The organism is Aestuariivirga litoralis, from assembly GCF_003234965.1.
GTDB lineage: Bacteria > Pseudomonadota > Alphaproteobacteria > Rhizobiales > Aestuariivirgaceae > Aestuariivirga > Aestuariivirga litoralis.
The window spans coordinates 660,238-678,951 of record NZ_QKVK01000001.1 but is presented as its reverse complement, the minus strand read 5'-3'; the positions used below and the strand labels follow the sequence as shown (position 1 = coordinate 678,951).

The following is an 18,714-nucleotide window of genomic DNA, read 5'->3' as shown; positions in this document are numbered from 1 at the left end:
TTGCGCCCGGCCAGGGCGCGCCCGAATCGTGGGGACGTCATGGACCGCCGGATCTTCACCTCGCTTCTCCTGCTGGCGCCGCTGCTGGCGCGGCCCGCCCGCGCCGATGACGCGAAATTCGTGGCCTTCATCCAGAACACCATCTGGCCCCGCATGAAGGCGGCGGGCGTGTCGCGCAAGCTGTTCGACGCCGCCTTCGCCGGCATCACCGAGCCCGACCCGGTGGTGCTGAAGCTTGCTGACAACCAGCCGGAATTCACCTCCACGACCTCCGCCTATCTCGAAAAGGCGGTGACGCCGATCCGCATCGACACCGGCAAGCAGAAGGCCGAGGGTGAGAAGAAGCTGCTCGATGCGATCGAGGCCAAATATGGCGTCGACCGCTACATCGTGCTCGGCATCTGGGGCATGGAGTCGAATTTCGGCAAGATGAAGGGCTCGATGAGCGTCATGCGCTCGCTGGCGACGCTGGCCTATTCCGGCAGCCGCAGGAAATACGCCTATGAGCAGATGGTCTCGGCCTTCAAGATCCTGAAGTCAGGGATCGTGACGCCGGAGGACTTCGATGGCTCCTGGGCCGCCGCCATGGGCCACACGCAGTTCATTCCATCGTCCTACATCTCCTATGCCGTGGACTGGACGGGCGATGGCAAGAAGGACATCTGGAACACCTATCAGGATGCGCTCGCCTCCACCGCCAACTATCTCGCCAAGGCCGGCTGGAAGATGGACAGGCCGTGGGGCTGGGAAGTGATCCTGCCGAAGGATTTCAACAAGGCGCTGATCGGCCGGTCACACTGGAAGACGGTGGCGGAGTGGCAGAAGCTCGGCATCAAGCGGGCCGATGGCGGCAAGTTCGGCTCGCCGGGGGCAGAGGCCTTCGTCATGGTGCCGCAGGGCGTGTCGGGCCCGCGCTTCCTGGTGACCAGGAACTTCCTCGCCATCATGGACTACAACCTCTCGCATTCCTATGCGCTGGCCGTGGGCCACCTGGCGGATCGCATTCGCGGCCGGGGCGCCTTCGTCACCGCCTGGCCCGACGTCGAGTATGACCTCACCTACAAGCAGCGCGTCGAACTGCAGAACCGACTCAATGCGCTGGGCTTCTCGACCGGGGGCAATGACGGCCGCTTCGGCGCCCGCACCTATGAGGCGATCCTCGCCTACCAGAAGAAGAACGGCCTGCCGCTCGATGGCGTGCCGTCGGTGAAGCTGCTGCAATCCATCCAGAAGAACAGCTGATGAAGCCATATGCTGCCCTTGCCGCCGCTGCCCTGCTGCTGGCTCCTGCCGCCGCTGCGCAGACCCCGGACATGCCGGTCATGGGCTCGTCCGCCGCAAGCGGGGAGGCCGCCCCGCCGGCACCTGCGGGGGATGAAAAGCAGGTCACGGAAGTCCTGACGATCGGCGATGCCATCGGCGGCGGCCTGGGTGCCGGTCTGGCCCGCGTCACAGAGCCTGGCGGCGAATATGACGTGTCGATCCGCTTCAACGAGGAATCGGGCCTGGCGCGGCCCGAGGTCTATGACTGGGCCGCCACGGTTCCGAAGATCCTCGAAGGCAATGCCTATGGCGTGATCGTGGTGATGCTCGGCGCCAATGACCGCCAGACCATCCGCGATGGCGACAAGCGCTATGACTTCGGCACGCCGGAATGGACCGCCACCTACACGGCAAGGGCCAACCAGCTGCTGGACCAGCTTGCCACCTCCGGGGCCCGCGTCATCTGGGTGGCGCCGCCACCCATGCGCGACCCCGACTATGATGCCGCGATGCAGACCATCGCCGGGCTGCAGAAGGGCTTGGTCGAAGCCCGCGGCATGACCTTCCTCGACCTGCGCAAGGACTTCACCAATCCTGACGGCACCTACACCGACTCGACCACCGATGGCGCCGCCAACATCATCAAGCTGCGCGGGCGCGACGGCATCTCGTTCTTCAAGGCCGGCAACAACCTGATGGGCGAGAAGCTGCTCGCCGCCATCAAGGAAGGTGAGAAGCCGGTCGAGGCGCCGGCTGCGGAAAAGACCTCGCGCCTCGACGTGCCGGAGGCCAGCAAGACCGATTCCGAGGCCCTGCCGGGGGCCGTGCCCTTGTTCGGCCAGGCGGTGATGGATGCCGAGCCCTATACCGTCCAGCCCGAAGGCGTCACCGCCAACGCCATCCTGCTGGCGGCGGGTGACCTGGGGCCGGAAGCGGCGCTCAAGACCCTGCGCGACATCGCGCCAACGGGAAGCGGCGCCGAAAGCCTGTTCAAGCTGGGAAGCCCGGAGGCAGCGCCGGCCGGGCGGCCGGATGACTTCACGGCGCCGGCGCCCTAGGGCCTGGGGCGCTCGGCCAAGCCATCCACTCTCGCTCATCATGCCCGGGCTCGTCCCGGGCATCCTCTGCTGTCGGCAAAAAAGATGGCCGGGACGAGCCCGGCCATGATGAGGGGAAGGTGCGGGGAACGGCATCTCACCGCGGCAGCGTCGTCGATCCCATCAGGAACTGGTCCACCGCGTGCGCTGCCTGGCGGCCCTCGCGGATGGCCCAGACCACCAGCGACTGGCCCCGGCGCATGTCGCCCGCCGAGAACACCTTCGGAATGGACGTCTTGTAGTTCATCACATTGGCGTCGACATTGCCGCGGCCGTCCATCTTCACGTCGAGCGCCTTCAGCATGCCCTCATGAACGGGGCTGACGAAGCCCATGGCGAGCAGCACGAGATCGGCCTTGAGCTCGAACTCGGAGCCGGGGATCTCCTTCATGCTGCCGTCGACGCGCACGCAATGGAGCTTCTTCACCTGCCCGTTCTCGCCCGAGAAGGACTTGGTGAGCACCGAGAACTCGCGGTCGGCTCCCTCCATGTGCGAGGAGGACGTGCGCAGCTTCAGCGGCCAGTTCGGCCAGGTAAGCAGCTTGTTCTCCTTTTCCGGCGGCTTCGGCATCACTTCCAGCTGCTCCACCGAAAGCGCACCCTGGCGCACCGAGGTGCCGATGCAGTCAGACCCCGTGTCGCCGCCGCCGATGACGACGACATGCTTTCCTTCCGCCGTGATCGGGCGGTTGTCGAGCTGCGGCTCCTTGCCCACGCGGCGGTTCTGCTGCGGCAGGAACTCCATGGCGAAATGGATGCCGCCGAGCTCGCGCCCCGGCACGGGCAGGTCACGCGGCTTCTCGGAGCCGCCCGCCAGGATCACCGCGTCGAAGCTGTCCACCAGCTGCTGGGCATCCTGGGTGACGCCGATGTGGGCGCCATAATGGAAGGTGACACCCTCCGCCTCCATCTGCGCGATGCGGCGGTCGATCAGGTGCTTCTCCATCTTGAAGTCAGGGATGCCGTAGCGCAGCAGGCCACCGGCCCTGGCATTCTTCTCGAAGACATGGACATTGTGCCCCACGCGCGCCAGCTGCTGTGCCGCGGCAAGGCCGGCGGGGCCGGAGCCGATGATCGCCACCTTCTTGCCGGTCTTCTCGCGGAAGCTCTCGGGCTTCAGCCAGCCGTTCTCCCAGGCGCGGTCGACGATGGCGCATTCGATGGTCTTGATGGTGACCGGCGTGTCCTCGAGGTTCAGCGTGCAGGATGCCTCGCAGGGGGCGGGGCAAACCCTACCGGTGAATTCGGGGAAGTTGTTGGTCGAGTGAAGATTGCGCGAGGCTTCTTCCCAGTTGCCCAGATAGACGAGGTCGTTCCAGTCCGGGATCTGGTTGTTGACCGGGCAGCCATTGTGACAGAACGGAATGCCGCAATTCATGCAGCGCGCCGCCTGGTTCTTCACCGCCTCCGCCGAGAGCGGAATGACGAACTCGTTATAGTGGCGCACCCGGTCGGCGGCCGGCGTGTACTTCCGGTCCTGCCGCTCGATCTCGAGGAAACCCGTGATCTTTCCCATCTTATGCGCTCCTCTTCACGCCGATCGTCGTGCCATCGCTGTCCTTCTGTGCCGCCTCGAGCTCGCGCAGCGCGCGGGCATATTCGACGGGCATCACCTTCACGAACTTCGGCAAATACTGGCCCCAGTTGTCGAGAATGTCGCGGGCCCGGCTCGAGCCCGTATACTTCATGTGCCGCGCCAGCAGCTCGCGCACGCGCTCGGCATCCATGCGGTCCATGTGCGAGGTGACATCGACCAGGCCATGGTTGTGCAGGTCGCCCGTGGCGTGCAGCAGCTTCTCGGTGGCCTTCTCCTCCGCTGGAACGGGCTGCAGGTCGACCATGGCGAGGTTGCAGCGCTTGGCGAAGTCGCCGGCTTCATCCAGCACATAGGCGACACCGCCCGACATGCCGGCCGCGAAGTTGCGCCCCGTCTCGCCAATGACGAGAACCACGCCGCCCGTCATGTATTCGCAGCCGTGGTCACCCACACCCTCGACGACGGCGACGGCACCGGAGTTGCGCACGGCAAAGCGTTCGCCCGCAACACCGCGGAAGTAGCATTCGCCGGTGATGGCGCCATAGAGCACCGTGTTGCCGACGATGATGGACTTCTCCGGCACGAAGCCGATCTTCTCCTTGGGCCGCACGATCAGCTTGCCGCCCGAGAGACCCTTGCCGACATAGTCATTGCCTTCGCCGGTCAACTCGAGCGTGACGCCCTTCGCCGCCCAGGCGCCGAAGCTCTGGCCTGCGATGCCGTCGAACTTCACCGTGATGGTGTCCTCCGGCAGCCCGGCATGGCCATAGCGCTTGGCGACCTCGCCGGAGAGCATGGCGCCCGCCGTGCGGTCGTAATTGTGGATCGCAGACTTGATCACCACCGGCGTGCCGTTCTCGAGCGCAGGCTTCGCCTCCGCAATCAGCTTGCGGTCGAGGATCTTGTCGATGCCATGGTCCTGGCTGCTCACCTTCTTGGTGGCGATCGGGCCGTTGACGTCCGGACGCGCGAAGATCTTCGAGAAGTCGAGGCCCTTCGCCTTCCAGTGGGCAATGGCCGTGGTCTGGTCGAGCCAGGATGTCTCGCCCACGAGCTCGTCGAAGCTCTTGACCCCCATCGCCGCCATCAGCTCGCGCAGTTCCTCGGCGACGAAGAAGAAGTAGTTGATCACATGCTCCGGCTGGCCCTTGAAGCGCTTGCGCAGCTCGGGGTCTTGTGTCGCCACGCCCACCGGGCAGGTGTTGAGGTGGCACTTGCGCATCATGATGCAGCCCGCCGCGATCAGCGGGGCCGTGGCGAAGCCGATCTCGTCGGCTCCGAGCAGTGCCGCGATCAGCACGTCGCGCCCGGTGCGGATGCCGCCATCGGCCTGCACCGCGATGCGGCCGCGCAGGTCATTGGCGACCAGCGTCTGCTGCGTTTCGGCAAGCCCGATCTCCCAGGGCAGGCCCGCATGCTTGATCGAGGTGAGGGGAGAGGCACCCGTGCCGCCCTCATAGCCCGAGATCGTCACATGGTCGGCATGCGCCTTGGACACGCCCGCGGCCACCGTGCCCACGCCCACTTCGGACACGAGCTTGACCGACACCTGGCCCGCCGGGTTCACGTTCTTCAGGTCGAAGATCAGCTGCGCCAGGTCCTCGATCGAATAGATGTCATGGTGCGGCGGCGGCGAGATGAGGCCCACGCCCGGTGTGGAGTGGCGCACCTTGGCGATGGTGGCATCCACCTTGTGGCCGGGCAGTTGGCCGCCCTCGCCGGGCTTTGCGCCCTGCGCCATCTTGATCTGCATCATGTCGGAGTTGACGAGATATTCCGCCGTCACGCCGAAGCGGCCCGACGCCACCTGCTTGATCGCCGAGCGCATGGAGTCGCCATTGGGCAGCGGCTTGAAGCGGTCCGCCTCCTCGCCACCCTCGCCGGTGTTGGACTTTCCGCCGATGCGGTTCATGGCAATGGCCAGCGTCGTATGCGCCTCGCGGCTGATCGAGCCGAAGGACATGGCGCCCGTCGAGAAGCGCCTGACGATGTTCGCCGCGGGTTCCACCTCGGAGATGTCGATGGGCTTGCGGCCCTTCTCCTCAGCCGTCTTGATGCGGAACAGGCCGCGCATGGTTTTCAGCTTCTCGGACTGCTCGTTCACCGCCTTGGCGAAGGCCTGGTACTTGTCCTTGGCATTGCCGCGCACCGCGTGCTGCAGGTTGGAGATCGTCTCCGAATTCCACACATGCGCCTCGCCGCGGATGCGCTGGGCATAATCGCCGCCCACATCGAGGGCCGCGCGGAACACCGGGTTCTCGCCGAAGGCATTCTCGTGCCGGCGGAAGGCTTCTTCCGCGATCTCGGTCAGGCCCACGCCCTCGATCTGCGTCGCCGTGCCGGTGAAATACTTCTTCACGAAGTCGGAGGAGAGGCCCACCGCATCGAAGATCTGCGCGCCGCAATAGGACTGGTACGTGGAGATGCCCATCTTGGACATCACCTTCAGGATGCCCTTGTCGACAGCCTTGATGTAGCGCTTCACCGCTTCGTAGGCCGTGATCTTCTCTTCCAGCGTGGGGAGCATGTCCTCCAGCGTCTCGAAGGCGAGATAGGGGTTGATCGCTTCCGCGCCATAGCCCGCGAGCGCACAGAACTGGTGCACCTCGCGCGCCTCGCCCGTCTCGACCACGAGGCCAACCTGCGTGCGCAGGCCCTTGCGGATCAGGTGGTGATGCGTGGCAGACGTCGCCAGCAGGGCAGGGATCGGCACGCGCTCGGCCGAGACCGCACGGTCGGACAGGATGATGATGTTGTAGCCATCCTTCACCGCGCGCTCGGCCAGCGCGCAGACCGAGTCGAGGGCGGCCTCCATGTAATGGTGGCCGTTCGCCACGTCATAGGTGATGTCGATGGTCGCGGTGCGGAACGGGTTGTCGGAAACAGCCCCGATGGTGCGCACGCGCTCCAGGTCCTCGTTGGTCAGGATCGGCTGGGCAACCTCGAGCCGCATGTGGGCGGACGTGCCCTTGAGGTCGAGCAGATTGGGGCGCGGCCCGATGAAGGAGACGAGCGACATCACCAGCTCCTCGCGGATCGGGTCGATGGGCGGGTTCGTCACCTGCGCGAAGTTCTGCTTGAAATAGGTGTCGAGAGTCTTCGGCCGGTCGGAGAGTGCCGAGATCGGCGCGTCATTGCCCATCGAGCCCACGGCCTCCTGGCCGGTCTGGGCCATCGGCGCCATCAGCACCTTCAGGTCTTCCTGGGTATAGCCGAAGGCCTGCTGGCGATCGAGCAGCGGCACGGTGGACTTCGCCCGCTTCGTCTTCGAGGCGGGCAGGTCCTTCAGCACGATCTGGGTGCGCTTCAGCCAGTCCTTGTAGGGGTTGGCGGTGGAAAGCTGCTTCTTCAGCTCCTCGTCCGCAATGATGCGCTTCTGCTCGAGGTCGATGAGCAGCATCTTGCCCGGCTGCAGGCGCCACTTGTGGGTGATGTGCTCTTCGGCGAATTGCAGGCAGCCCATTTCGGAGGCGAGCAGGATGTGCCCGTCATCGCTCGTCATGTAGCGCGACGGCCGCAAGCCGTTGCGGTCCAGCGTCGCGCCGATCATCTTGCCGTCGGTGAAGACCATGGCGGCTGGGCCGTCCCACGGCTCCATCAGGGCCGCGTGATATTCGTAGAAGGCGCGGCGGTCCTCGTCCATCAGCGGGTTGCCCGCCCAGGCCTCGGGGATCAGCATCATCATGGCATGCGGCAGCGAATAGCCGCCCATGGTCAGGAATTCGAGCGCATTGTCGAAGCAGGCAGTATCCGACTGGCCTTCATAGGAGATGGGCCAGAGCTTGGAGAGGTCTTCCCCTAAGATGTCGGAGCGCATGTTGGCCTGGCGCGCGGCCATCCAGTTGTAGTTGCCGCGCACCGTGTTGATCTCGCCATTGTGGCAGATGAAGCGGTAGGGGTGCGCCAGCGGCCAGCTGGGGAAGGTGTTGGTCGAGAAGCGCTGGTGCACCATGGCGAAGGCACTCTCGAGGCGCGGGTCCTCGAGGTCGCGGTAATAGGCGCCAAGCTCGGCACCCAGCACGAGGCCCTTGTAGACCAGCGTGCGGGCGGAGACGGAGACGGGGTAATAGGTCTTGGCCTTCTGGCCCAGCACTTCCAGCACACGGTTCGACACCACCTTGCGGCAGACGAAGAGCTTCCTCTCGAAATGCGCCTCGTCGCGGATCAGGGGCCCGCGGCCGATGAAGAGCTGGCGGTGGAAGGGCTCGGTGCCCTTCACCGAATATCCGAGCACGGAGGAATCGACCGGCACGTCGCGCCAGCCCAGGACCTTCAGGCCCTCTTCGCGCGTCGTCTCCCACCAGATGCGCTCCACGTCCTGGCGGTAGATGGGCTCGCGCGGCATGAAGAGCTGGGCGACGCCGTAATGGCCTGCGGCGGGCAGCTCGAAGCCGAGGCGCTTGGCCTCCTCCGCGAAGAAGGAATGGGGGATCTGCAGCATCAGGCCCGCGCCGTCGCCCGCCTTGGGGTCGGCACCCACGGCGCCGCGATGCTCGAGGTTCTTCAGGATGGACAGGCCATCGGCCACCATGCGGTGGCTTTTGACATTGTGGATATTGGCGATGAGGCCGATGCCGCAGGCATCATGCTCATTGCGCGGGTCATAAAGACCATGCGCCTCGGGAAGACCTTCTGGCCGATATTGAATGTTCATGGCCAACTCCTTGCCTCTCGCGTCCCATCCCTCCTGCCGGGTCCGTCATGAACCCGGAAGGTCTCATTCGTGTGATACGCAGGGGTGTCGATCCTGGGCCTTGGGGGCGGGGCCTTCGGGTGGCGCCGGACCCTTCGGGGCGATCGAACTCCTGGGCATCCTTGCCCCAAGTGCTCGCCCTCAGATGGTTTTGCGGAGCGTAGCGCGGGGCAGCCGGGCGGCATCGCCGGCCGGTTTGGCCGTCGTTTTCAGGGTCCTGGTGGTCGTATTCCGGATCATCCGGGGGTCCACATGCCTTGAATTGCCACGATAGGACAGGGTCACTGTCCTATCTCTGTATGCCAGATTGAGGGGCGTAGCGCAAGATAGGAATCAGCCAGCCCAAAAATCAGCAATAAAATTTCGCCATTGACTGCTCTCACAAGTGGGATATTCTCCCACATATGGAACAAGTCGACCTTTTCAGCGACAGCATCGAGCGCCGCATCGCCCAGCGCATCCGCTCGCTCCGCACCGAGCGCCAGTGGCCGCTGGAGGAGCTCAGCCAGCGCAGCGGCGTCTCCCGCGCCACCCTCTCGCGCATCGAGAACGGCGAGGTCAGCCCCACCGCCGCGGTGCTGTGCAAGATCTGCGGTGCCTTCGAACTCACCCTGTCACGCCTCATGGTCCTCGTCGAGGAGGGCTTCGCGCCCTTCCTGCCGCGCGACGGCCAGCTGGTCTGGGCGGACCCCGAAACCGGCTACCAGCGCCGCGCCGTCTCGCCGCCCGCCCCCGGCCTTTCGGGCGAGGTGGTGGAAAGCACGCTGAAGCCCGGCACCCGCATCGCCTATGACCGGCCGCCGCGCCCCGGCCTCGAACATCACCTCGTCATGCTCGACGGTGCGCTGAGCCTCACCGTGGACGGCATCCGCCACCGCCTCGCGGCGGGCGACTGCCTGCGCTATCGCCTGCATGGCGAGAGCCTGTTCGAAACGCCCGCCAACAGCGGCGCGCGCTACCACCTCTTCATGGTGTGACAATGAACATCCTCCGTGGCGACCTCACCGACACCCGCATCGTGGCACTCCTCAGCCACCACTATGACAAGTGCCATGAGGTGACGCCCAAGTGCAGCGCCCATGTTTTCACCCTCGAAAAGCTGAAAGCGCCCGGCATCGATTTCTGGGCCGCCTGGGAGGGCGACACGCTGCTGGGCGTCGGCGCCATGAAGCCGCTCGACGAACGCCACGGCGAAGTGAAGTCGATGCATACCGTGGAAGCCGCAAGGCGGCGCGGTGTGGGCGGCGCCTTGTTGGCTCACATCATCGAGACATCCCGCAGCAGGGGCCTCACCCGTCTCAGCCTGGAGACGGGTTCCTTCGGCTATTTCGAACCGGCCGTTGCGCTCTACAAGGCCCACGGCTTCGCGGAATGCCCGCCGTTTGGCGATTACAGGCCGGACCCCAACAGCGTGTTCCTGACGCGCGCTCTGTGATCCCCCAAGGCTCGTCATCCCGGCGAAAGCCGGGACCCCGCTTTCTTTCCGTACATGCTGAACCAAAGCTGAGCCCCGGCTTTCGCCGGGGTGACGGACGCGAGGAGTTGCCTCAAAAGAACTTCGCCGGATCGAGTCCGGCGATGATGACGACAGAAAGGAAGTGCGAGAAGACCTATCCCCGCTTCACCGGGTATCCCGCCGCCTTCCACGCCTCGATGCCGCCATCGAGGATATAGACCTCGGCGTCCGTGCACTGCGCGAGTGCTGCCGCATTCATCCGCGTGCGGGCCCCCGACTTGCAGTGGAACACCACGGCCGGCGCGCCTTCGATCTTGCCGCGCCCCATGCCGGAGAGCGGTGCATTCTTCGCACCGGGGATGTTCTCGCCCAGGTATTCGTTCACCTCGCGCACGTCGACGAGAAGGGCGCCGCCGTCCACGAGCTTCTTGGCTTCCGCCGCATTGATGTGCTTCAGCGTCATGTCAGTCCCTCAACAGAAAGTGTTCTTCAGTGTACCGAGGATATCGCGCACGCGGGGGTCGGCCACGCGGTAGAAGATTTGCTGCGCGTCACGCCGCGTGTCGACGATCTTCTCCTCCCTCATGCGGGCGAGGTGCTGCGACAGGGCGGACTGCGACAGCCCGACATGGCCGATCAGCGCGTTGACGCTCATCTCGCCGTGTTCCAGCAGCTTGCACAGGATCATCAGGCGCTTCTCGTTGCTCAGCGCCTTCAGCATCTGTGCGGCTTCGGTGGCCTTTTCCTCGAACCCCTCGAGCGAGCGGTCGAGTTCAAGCGTGCCCATGGGCACCTCCATTTCGATGCTTGCTAATTTAGAATTGTCTAATATACTGTCAAGGAAATTCGTGTCCGAGGGAGATGCCGGTCATGCCGAAGCCCATCATCCACGCCTTTTTCGACGAGCCCACCAACACGGTGAGCTACCTCGTCGGCGACCCCGAAACGCGAGAGGCCGCGGTCATCGACCCCGTGCTCGACTATGACCACAAGTCCGGCAAGGCCAACGTAACGTCCGCCGATGCCATCCTCGGCCGGGCGAAGGAGGAGGGCTTCACCATCACCCTCATCCTCGAGACCCACGTGCATGCCGACCACCTGTCCGGAGCGCCCTACCTCAAGATCAGGACCGGTGCGAAGGTGGCGATCGGCGAGCGCATCAAGGAGGTGCAGAAGATCTTCCGCCCGGTCTTCAATGCAATCGATGTGTCGGGCGATGGCTCCGAGTTCGACATCCTGTTCAAGGATGGCGACCGCTTTGCCATCGGCAAGCTCGCGGGCGAGGTGCTGGCCACGCCCGGCCATACGCCGGCCTGCGTCTCCTTCAAGATCGAGGACGCGGTCTTCGTCGGCGACACGCTGTTCATGCCGGATTACGGCACCGCGCGCGCCGACTTCCCCGGCGGCGACGCCCGCATCCTCTACCGCTCCATCAGGCGCCTGATGGCGCTGCCGAAGGACACCCGCCTCTTCATGTGCCATGACTACCTCCCTAAGGATGGCCGCAAGCACTTCGCCTGGGAGACGACGGTGGGGGATGAACTCGCCCACAACATCCACGTCCATGACGGCGTCTCCGAGGACGACTTCGTGAAGATGCGCACCACCAGGGACGCCACCCTCTCCGCCCCCACGCTGCTCATGCCCTCGATCCAGGTCAACATGCGCGCAGGAAAGCTGCCGCCGGCGGATGCCAACGGCGTGCACTACCTGCGGGTGCCGATCACCCTTCCGAACTGAGGCCGCGTTTTCAGCCACTCATCCCACGAGTCCTGGTCTCCAACCTCATCCTCTCGTCATCCCTGCAACCAATTCATCTTCGCCGGGCTTGTCCCGGCGATCCTCTCCGCGCCCCCCAAAAAAGATCCCCGGGACAAGCCCGGGGATGATGACGCTGGTGATGGCGGTCCGGAGACCCATTTCGGAAGCATGCTCCTTCATAGCACAACGAGCGCGCGCTGTCAAGGACTATTTACCTAATATAGGACTTGCTAATTCAGATCTCCCCCTCAAAGCCGTCATCCCGGCGAAGGCCGGGATCCAGCTTTCCGCGTGGCCGATGCCCGAAGCGGGACCCCGGCCTACGCCGGGGTGACGGCTCATGTGGCGGAGTGATCGCCCGCCGCCACCGGGGGCGAGACTTGCGGAAAATGCGGGCACCCCGCGCCGCCGTTCTGCTCTATCCTCGCCCGAATCAGTCAACCCGCCTGGACCAAATGGCCCTGTCTCCCAATCTCCGCGGCATCGCCGCCATCGTCGTGGCCACCGGCAGCTTCGTCGCCAATGACACCTGCATGAAGCTGGCACTGGCCGATGCGCCGCCCTTCCAGGTGCTCGTCATGCGCGGCATCGCCGCCATCATCTGGTGCCTGCCGGTGATCTTTTTTCTGGGGCTGATCCGCCATGTCCCCAAGGCCTTCAACCCCTGGGTCGTGCTGCGCTCGACGAGCGAGCTCCTCGCCATCCTGTGCTTCATCACGGCGCTCGCCCACATGCCGATCGCCGATCTGACGGCCATCACCCAGATCTCGCCGCTCGTCGTGCTGCTCGGCATGTGGCTCATCTTCGGCGAGAAGGTGGGGTGGCTGCGCCTGCTGCTCATCGGCTTCGGCGTCACGGGTGCGCTGCTGGTGGCGCAGCCCGGCGGGGTGGCGGCCTCGCCCTTCGCCATTTTCGGCTTCCTCACGGCGGTGGGGGTTGCGGGCCGCGACATTCTCTCGCGCAAGGTGCCGCCGCGCACCCCGGCTCTCGCCGTCACCTTCTCCACCTTGCTGGTCGTGATGCTGGGGGCCCTCGTGCTGTCGCTGGCCTTCGAGCAGCAGGTCATGCCCACCTTCCAGCATGCCTGGCTCATGTTCATCGCCGGCTTCTTCCTGATGTGCGGCCATTCCTTCGTCTTCATGGCCTACAGCCGCACCGCGGCCCGCGTGGTGGCGCCCTTCAGCTATTCGGTCATGATCTGGGCCGGCCTCTCCGGCATCCTGGTCTTCGGCCAGTTCCCCAATGCGCTGGCGATCGGCGGCATGGCGCTGATCATGGCCTCGGGCCTTGCCATCATCCTGCTCGAAGGCCGCGCCCGCCAGCCGGTGGCCGCCCCGGCGGAACTCTGACGCGATGCGCGATGTCCTGATCGTGCTCCACACCGAGACCTCGACCCCGGGGCGCATCGGCCACATGCTGGAGCAGAAGGGCTACCGCCTCGACATCCGCCGCCATGCCCTGGGCGATCCGCTGCCCCGGACGCTGGAGCAGCACGCCGGAGCCATCGTCTTCGGCGGCCCGATGAGCGCCAATGACAGCGATGACTGGATCGCCCGCGAGATCGACTGGATCGGCGTGCCGCTGAAGGAGCAGAAGCCCTTCCTCGGCGTCTGCCTTGGCGCGCAGATGCTGTCGAAGCACCTCGGCGGCACCGTCGGGCCCCATGCCGATGGCCTGGTCGAGATCGGCTACTACGACCTCATCCCGACGGAGGAGGGCAGCGCCCACGGCCCCTGGCCGCAGAAGGTCTATCACTGGCACCGCGAGGGCCTCACCCTGCCGAAGGATGCCGTGAGGCTCGCCACGGGCGAGACCTTCGAGAACCAGGCCTTCCGCGTCAACGGCAAGGCCTTTGGCATCCAGTTCCACCCGGAGGTTACGAGGCTCACCATGCACCGCTGGGGGGTGATCGGTGCGCACCGTTTCGTGCTGCCCAATGCGCAAGGATCCGCTGCCCATCTCGAGGGCAACCTGATGCATGATGCGCCGGTGAAGGACTGGCTTTCGCGCTTCCTCGACCAGTGGCTGGCCTGAGCCTGTGCCGGGCTGAGACGCCCGGGCGCCGCGCGTTAAGCCTTTCTTCGCACCCTCTAAACCGTTTGGAAACCGCAACGCCCCATGATGGAGTCATGGCCAGGGAGACTTTTGCAGTCCCGGTGCCACGGCGATCCGGGATCATGTACTGCGTACCCGGTGCCAGTGTTTTGCGGGGGGCCCGCAGTCCGGCCCCCCGCACCCATTTCCGCCATTGCGAAACCCGGGCCCGCACATGACATTGTAACGTCATGGCGTCTCCTCCCTTCGAAAGCTGGCTTCGGCCCGGCCCTGCGGGCCTCTATTGCGCGCCGGGCGATTTCCACATCGATCCCGCAGGCCCCGTGCCGCGCGCCATCATCACGCATGGCCACTCGGACCACGCCAGGCCGGGCCACGCGGCAGTGCTGGCCACCGCCGACACGCTCGCCATCATGCGCCTCAGGCTGGGCGAACTCGGCCAGACCCAGGCACTGGCCTATGGCGAACCGCTCACCGTGAAGGACGTGACGGTGACACTCGTGCCCGCCGGCCACATCCTCGGCTCGGCGCAGGTCGTCATCGACTATCAGGGCCAGCGCGCCGTGATCTCGGGCGACTACAAGCGCCACGCGGACCCGACCTGCGATCCCTTCGAACTCGTGCCCTGCGATCTCTTCGTCACCGAGGCCACCTTCGGCCTGCCCGTCTATCGCCACGAACCCGACATGGCGGAGGTGCAGAAGCTCCTCGCCTCGCTGCGCGACTTTCCCGAGCGCACGCACCAGGTCGGTGTCTATGGGCTGGGCAAATGCCAGCGCCTCATCAAGCTCATCCGCCAGGCGGGTTATGACCGCCCCATCTGGCTCCACGGCGCGCTGCGGTCGATGACGGATTACTATGTCGCGCGCGGCCTCGACCTTGGCGCGGTGCCGAATGCGATGGACGCCACCGACAAGCTCGCGGGCGAGATCGTGCTGTCGCCGCCCTCTGCCCTGGGTGACCGCTGGTCGCGCCGCTTCGCCGATCCGCTCGCCGGCTTCGCCTCGGGCTGGATGCGCATCCGCGGCCGCGTGCGCCAGCGCGGCGTGGAACTCCCGCTCATCATCTCGGACCATTGCGATTGGCCGGAGCTGATCCGCACCGTCACCGAGACGGGTGCGCGCGAGGTCTGGGTCACCCATGGCCGCGAGGAGGCGCTGGTGCATGAACTCTCGAAGCGCCAGATCACGGCGCGCGCGCTGCGCCTCGTCGGTCGCGAGGATGACAGCGAATGAAGGCCTTCTCGCAGCTCCTCGACCGCCTCACCTATACGCCGGCGCGCAATGCCAAGCTGATGCTGATGCGCAATTACTTCCGCGCAACGCCGGACCCCGACCGCGGCTATGCGCTGGCGGCCCTGACCGACGGTGTCCCCATCGACTTCCCGCTGCGCCGCGTGCTGGCGGAGATCGGCGAGAGCCGCTTCGACCCCGAACTCTTCCGCATGTCGCGTGACGACGTGGGCGACACGGCGGAAACGGTGGCGCTCATCTGGCCCGTCACCGAAGCAGAGGGCGATGCGCCGCGCCTCTCCGAGATCGTCGCAGCACTCTCCAGGGCGGGCCGCGGCGGGCATGCGGCACTCCTCACGCAATGGCTCGACCGGCTCGATGCCACGGGGCGCTGGGCGCTCCTCAAGTTCCTCAGCGGCGCGCCGCGCGTCGGCGTCTCGGCGCGTCTCGCCAAGCAGGCGGTGGCGAACGCCTTCGGAAGATCGGTCGATGACATCGAGGAGCTGTGGCATGGCATTTCTCCTCCGTACACGGAGCTCTTCGACTGGCTGGAGCAGAGGGCCGAGCGCCCTTCGCTCTCCGCCACGCCCATCTTCCGCCCGCTCATGCTGGCCCATGCGCTGGAGGAGGCGGACTGGCAGGCGATGGCGCTCGATGACTTCGCCGCCGAATGGAAATGGGACGGCATCCGCATCCAGGTCGCCGCCAAGGGGGGCGCCACGCGGCTGTTCTCGCGCACGGGGGATGACATCGGCCAGGCCTTCCCCGAACTCGTCGACCATTTCAAGTTCGACGCCGTGCTCGATGGCGAATTGCTGGTGGTGCGCAATGGCGAGGTGGCGCCCTTCGGCGACCTGCAGCAGCGCCTCAACCGCAAGACCGTCACGCGTGCCATGGTCACCAAGTATCCCGCTCACGTGCGCTTTTACGATGCGCTCGAGATCGGCGGTGAGGACCTGCGCGGCCTTGCCTTCACCGCGCGGCGCGAAAGGCTCGAGGCCTGGCACCGCCAATACGGCCCCGCGTACAGCGATCTCTCCGAGGTGCTGAGCTTTGCCAGCAAGGAGGAGCTGAAGACGCGCTGGGAGGCGACCCGCGAGGAGGGCATCGAGGGCCTCATGCTCAAGCGCAAGAGTAGCCCCTATCTCGCCGGCCGCCCCAAGGGCCACTGGTACAAGTGGAAGCGCGCGGCCCTGACCGCCGACTGCGTGCTGCTCTATGCGCAGAAGGGCAGCGGCAAGCGCTCGTCCTTCTATTCGGATTACACCTTCGGCGCCTGGACGGAGAAGGAGGGGAAACCCTTCCTCGTGCCCGTCGGCAAGGCCTATTCGGGCTTCACCGACGAGGAACTCGCGGCGCTGGACCGCTTCGTGCGCCAGAACACCATCGACCGCTTCGGCCCGGTGCGCTCGGTGACTCCGAAGCTGGTGCTGGAAATCGCCTTCGACGCGATCCAGCAATCCTCCCGCCACAAGTCCGGGATCGCCATGCGCTTCCCCCGCGTGTCGCGCATCCGCTGGGACAAGCCGGCGGAGGAGGCGGATACGCTGGAGACGCTGAAGGGGCTGATGGGGGTGGCGAAATCCTGAAACCCTTAAGCTTGTCACCCCAGCTTTCGCTGGGGTGACGGCTTTATGAGATGTGGCTCACGGCAGCGCCGCGCGCGCCACGCGGCACACTACCGAATAGGCGGGGTTGAACACATTGGCCACGTCGTATCTCACGCACTGCCCCATCACGTGGCTCGCCGCCACTTCATCGAGGCCGTAATCCGCCACCAGCCAGTCGAGCATCTCGGTCGTCGCATGCTGCAGCGCCTGGTCCAGCGGCCTGGCATTGCCGATGGTGAAGATCTCCGTCTCGTTCAGCCCGCGCGGCCAGCCGATCTTCTGGCCCTTCAGCACGCGTGCGGTGAAGGTCACCTCGGCGGCTGTTTCGATGCCGGTGCCCACGATCTCGCCGTCGCATTGCTGGGCATGCACGTCGCCCAAGAAGAACAGCGCACCGGGAACGGAGACGGGAAACATCACCTCCACCCCGGCCTTGAAGCCGCGGTAATCCATGTTGCCGCCATGGCGGCCGCTGGTGGCCGTCGAGATCGCCTGGCACAGGTCAGGCGCCACCCCGAAACAGCCGATCATTGGCTCCACCGCGACCGACCAGTTCGCAAGCGCGGGCGGCGGCTCCGCCAGCCGCACGCGGCCCGCCGCCGCATCGATCAGCCATTCCACCCTGCGCCTTTCGCGCAAGCGCAGCACCGCGTTGGGGTCCACCACGTTGGGGCTCAGCACGTCGAAGGTCCAGCCGGTGGCGCGCGTCATGCGGATGTCGCGGATCGCGATCAGCAGGGCGTCACCGGGTTCAGCACCTTCGATGAAGAAGGGCCCGGTCATCGGGTTCGGCCTGTCGCCGATCTTCTCGCCGCGGAAATCGACACCGTGGGCGTCGGCAGTGGCGGCAATGACCGTGTCGCCGCTGGCAATCGCCAGGGCGGGCGCGTGGCTGCCAAGCGTGTTGTGGAGCGTGGAGGGCGTGAAGCGATGCGTCGTCATGGGCGCAAGCATGCCGCAGCGCGTGGCGGATGCAAGGTCAGACCAGCGCTTCCGCCAGCAGCTTCTTGGCCAGCACCACCGCGGCGGGGCCATTGGCGGCCGTGCCGTCGGCGCCGACCTTCCGCACGAGGTCCGGATCGCGTGACACGGCGGAACCGCCGATCATGATGCCCACCCTGGGGTTCAGTGACCGGGCCCGCACCAGGGCGATGGCATCTTTCAGGAGCCCCAGGTGAACGTCGGAGCCGAGCGAGAAGCCGACGACGGCAAACCATTCCCTGGCCGCTATCTCCGCCGGCTCGCCGGCATCGGGCGATGCGCAGCTCCACACGTGCCAGCCGCCGGCGCGCAGGAATTTCTGCACGATGGTGCTGCCCAGGCTGTGCTGCTCGCCCGGTGCTGCGGCCAGCAGCACTCGGCGCTTTTCGTCATAGTCCGGAATCTGGCCGAGCCCCTCGAACACATGCACCAGCCGCTGCAGGCGCGAGACCCCGATGGTGACGTCGAGGAAATCCGCCTTGTCCTCGTTCCACAGGTCGCCCAGCAGGCGGGCGGTGGGCTCCAGCAGTTCGACATGGAGATCATCGAGCGACACGCCGCCGTCCTTGAGCTTCAGGACGTAGTTGGTGGCATCGTCGTTGTCGGCGCCCATCACCAGCCGGGCGAGTTCGGCAATCTCGCTGGTCCGCAGCACGGCGGCAGGCTGAACGGGAGGCTGGGGCTCGTGCAGCGCCACCAGCTGCGGCAGCACGTGCTCCGCGACGATGCGGCTGAGCTTGGCATAGCGGAAATCCGGAACGTCGACGGTGATCTCAAGCGGCGGCAGAAATCCACCACCCGCCCCGGCATCTTCGCCCGAGAGAAAGTCAGGCTTCACGGAAGCCATGCCGCCGTCCTCATCCTGATCGTCAGCCATCCCAACCCTGTCGGGCCGCCTCATCTTGCTGTGGGGACGGCCTCGGTAACGGTCGGATGATAAGGCAGGCTGCAAGCGCATGCAATCAACGACTTTGCTGTCGCCGGGCGTGCAGTTTGGCAATGCAGCATGCGCCGCAGGATCGTGGCACC

15 protein-coding genes are annotated in these 18,714 nt (G+C 65.8%); 9 read left to right on the top strand and 6 right to left on the bottom strand.

Annotated elements, in window-relative coordinates; translation table 11 throughout:
* The first annotated feature begins 39 nt into the window (after positions 1–39).
* Positions 40–1,242 (top strand): lytic murein transglycosylase, encoded by a 1,203-nt coding sequence (locus DK847_RS03265; protein WP_111196155.1) that lies wholly within the window; start codon positions 40–42, stop codon positions 1,240–1,242.
* Positions 1,242–2,321 (top strand): SGNH/GDSL hydrolase family protein, encoded by a 1,080-nt coding sequence (locus tag DK847_RS03260; RefSeq protein WP_111196154.1) that lies wholly within the window; start codon positions 1,242–1,244, stop codon positions 2,319–2,321. Before DK847_RS03265 ends, DK847_RS03260 begins: the two co-directional genes overlap by 1 nt.
* A 136-nt stretch (positions 2,322–2,457) precedes the next feature.
* On the opposite strand, the gene DK847_RS03255 is transcribed toward DK847_RS03260, so the two are convergent.
* Positions 2,458–3,876: a glutamate synthase subunit beta gene (locus tag DK847_RS03255; RefSeq protein ID WP_111196153.1), complete on the bottom strand. Its 1,419-nt coding sequence runs from the start codon at positions 3,874–3,876 to the stop codon at positions 2,458–2,460.
* Position 3,877: 1 nt separating this feature from the next.
* A complete protein-coding gene (gene gltB, locus DK847_RS03250; RefSeq protein WP_111196152.1) occupies positions 3,878–8,551 on the bottom strand; it encodes a glutamate synthase large subunit in 4,674 nt (1,557 codons plus the stop codon).
* Between the two features lie 443 nt (positions 8,552–8,994).
* Here gltB and DK847_RS03245 point away from each other — a divergent pair, with 443 nt between their 5' ends.
* Positions 8,995–9,567: a helix-turn-helix domain-containing protein gene (locus tag DK847_RS03245; protein WP_111196151.1), complete on the top strand. Its 573-nt coding sequence runs from the start codon at positions 8,995–8,997 to the stop codon at positions 9,565–9,567.
* Positions 9,568–9,569: 2 nt separating this feature from the next.
* The gene (locus tag DK847_RS03240) at positions 9,570–10,025 is read left to right on the top strand and encodes a GNAT family N-acetyltransferase (protein WP_111196150.1); all 456 of its coding nucleotides are present in this window, start codon (positions 9,570–9,572) and stop codon (positions 10,023–10,025) included.
* Between the two features lie 175 nt (positions 10,026–10,200).
* Here DK847_RS03240 and DK847_RS03235 read toward each other — a convergent pair whose 3' ends face one another.
* Complete coding sequence (locus DK847_RS03235; RefSeq protein WP_111196149.1) at positions 10,201–10,509, bottom strand: rhodanese-like domain-containing protein; 309 nt, start codon at positions 10,507–10,509, stop codon at positions 10,201–10,203.
* A 9-nt stretch (positions 10,510–10,518) separates the two neighbouring features.
* A complete protein-coding gene (locus DK847_RS03230) occupies positions 10,519–10,833 on the bottom strand; it encodes an ArsR/SmtB family transcription factor (protein ID WP_111196344.1) in 315 nt (104 codons plus the stop codon).
* 83 nt (positions 10,834–10,916) lie between these two features.
* Here DK847_RS03230 and DK847_RS03225 point away from each other — a divergent pair, with 83 nt between their 5' ends.
* From DK847_RS03225 to DK847_RS03205, 5 genes are all read left to right on the top strand, one after another.
* Positions 10,917–11,786 carry an MBL fold metallo-hydrolase gene (locus DK847_RS03225; protein ID WP_111196343.1) on the top strand — a complete coding sequence of 290 codons (870 nt, stop codon included), beginning with the start codon at positions 10,917–10,919 and terminating at the stop codon, positions 11,784–11,786.
* 476 nt (positions 11,787–12,262) lie between these two features.
* Positions 12,263–13,156 (top strand): DMT family transporter, encoded by an 894-nt coding sequence (locus DK847_RS03220; RefSeq protein WP_161957131.1) that lies wholly within the window; start codon positions 12,263–12,265, stop codon positions 13,154–13,156.
* Positions 13,157–13,160: 4 nt separating this feature from the next.
* Positions 13,161–13,841, top strand: a complete 681-nt coding sequence (locus DK847_RS03215) for a glutamine amidotransferase (protein WP_111196147.1) — start codon at positions 13,161–13,163, stop codon at positions 13,839–13,841.
* Positions 13,842–14,092: 251 nt separating this feature from the next.
* Positions 14,093–15,097 (top strand): ligase-associated DNA damage response exonuclease, encoded by a 1,005-nt coding sequence (locus DK847_RS03210; RefSeq protein WP_111196146.1) that lies wholly within the window; start codon positions 14,093–14,095, stop codon positions 15,095–15,097.
* Positions 15,094–16,683, top strand: coding sequence for a cisplatin damage response ATP-dependent DNA ligase (locus DK847_RS03205; protein ID WP_111196145.1), 1,590 nt, complete (start codon positions 15,094–15,096; stop codon positions 16,681–16,683). The genes DK847_RS03210 and DK847_RS03205 overlap by 4 nt, the downstream gene beginning before the upstream one ends.
* Positions 16,684–16,740: 57 nt before the next feature.
* Here DK847_RS03205 and DK847_RS03200 read toward each other — a convergent pair whose 3' ends face one another.
* Both DK847_RS03200 and DK847_RS03195 read right to left on the bottom strand, forming a co-directional pair.
* Entirely contained in the window at positions 16,741–17,646 is a 906-nt protein-coding gene (locus DK847_RS03200; protein ID WP_111196342.1) for an acetamidase/formamidase family protein, read from the bottom strand.
* A 37-nt stretch (positions 17,647–17,683) separates the two neighbouring features.
* Complete coding sequence (locus DK847_RS03195; RefSeq protein WP_161957130.1) at positions 17,684–18,562, bottom strand: cobalamin B12-binding domain-containing protein; 879 nt, start codon at positions 18,560–18,562, stop codon at positions 17,684–17,686.
* Between the last annotated feature and the right edge of the window lie 152 nt (positions 18,563–18,714).

Excerpts from the sequence above, each read along its gene's own strand:
- DK847_RS03215 (WP_111196147.1), top strand. The coding sequence starts at position 13,161 with ATGCGCGATGTCCTGATCGTGCTCCACACCGAGACCTCGACCCCGGGG.
- DK847_RS03195 (WP_161957130.1), bottom strand. The coding sequence starts at position 18,562 with ATGGCTGACGATCAGGATGAGGACGGCGGCATGGCTTCCGTGAAGCCT.
- DK847_RS03265 (WP_111196155.1), top strand. The coding sequence starts at position 40 with ATGGACCGCCGGATCTTCACCTCGCTTCTCCTGCTGGCGCCGCTGCTG.
- gltB (WP_111196152.1), bottom strand. The coding sequence starts at position 8,551 with ATGAACATTCAATATCGGCCAGAAGGTCTTCCCGAGGCGCATGGTCTT.
- DK847_RS03205 (WP_111196145.1), top strand. The coding sequence starts at position 15,094 with ATGAAGGCCTTCTCGCAGCTCCTCGACCGCCTCACCTATACGCCGGCG.
- DK847_RS03240 (WP_111196150.1), top strand. The coding sequence starts at position 9,570 with ATGAACATCCTCCGTGGCGACCTCACCGACACCCGCATCGTGGCACTC.
- DK847_RS03260 (WP_111196154.1), top strand. The coding sequence starts at position 1,242 with ATGAAGCCATATGCTGCCCTTGCCGCCGCTGCCCTGCTGCTGGCTCCT.
- DK847_RS03235 (WP_111196149.1), bottom strand. The coding sequence starts at position 10,509 with ATGACGCTGAAGCACATCAATGCGGCGGAAGCCAAGAAGCTCGTGGAC.
- DK847_RS03200 (WP_111196342.1), bottom strand. The coding sequence starts at position 17,646 with ATGACGACGCATCGCTTCACGCCCTCCACGCTCCACAACACGCTTGGC.
- DK847_RS03220 (WP_161957131.1), top strand. The coding sequence starts at position 12,263 with ATGGCCCTGTCTCCCAATCTCCGCGGCATCGCCGCCATCGTCGTGGCC.
- DK847_RS03230 (WP_111196344.1), bottom strand. The coding sequence starts at position 10,833 with ATGGGCACGCTTGAACTCGACCGCTCGCTCGAGGGGTTCGAGGAAAAG.
- DK847_RS03225 (WP_111196343.1), top strand. The coding sequence starts at position 10,917 with ATGCCGAAGCCCATCATCCACGCCTTTTTCGACGAGCCCACCAACACG.
- DK847_RS03255 (WP_111196153.1), bottom strand. The coding sequence starts at position 3,876 with ATGGGAAAGATCACGGGTTTCCTCGAGATCGAGCGGCAGGACCGGAAG.
- DK847_RS03245 (WP_111196151.1), top strand. The coding sequence starts at position 8,995 with ATGGAACAAGTCGACCTTTTCAGCGACAGCATCGAGCGCCGCATCGCC.
- DK847_RS03210 (WP_111196146.1), top strand. The coding sequence starts at position 14,093 with ATGGCGTCTCCTCCCTTCGAAAGCTGGCTTCGGCCCGGCCCTGCGGGC.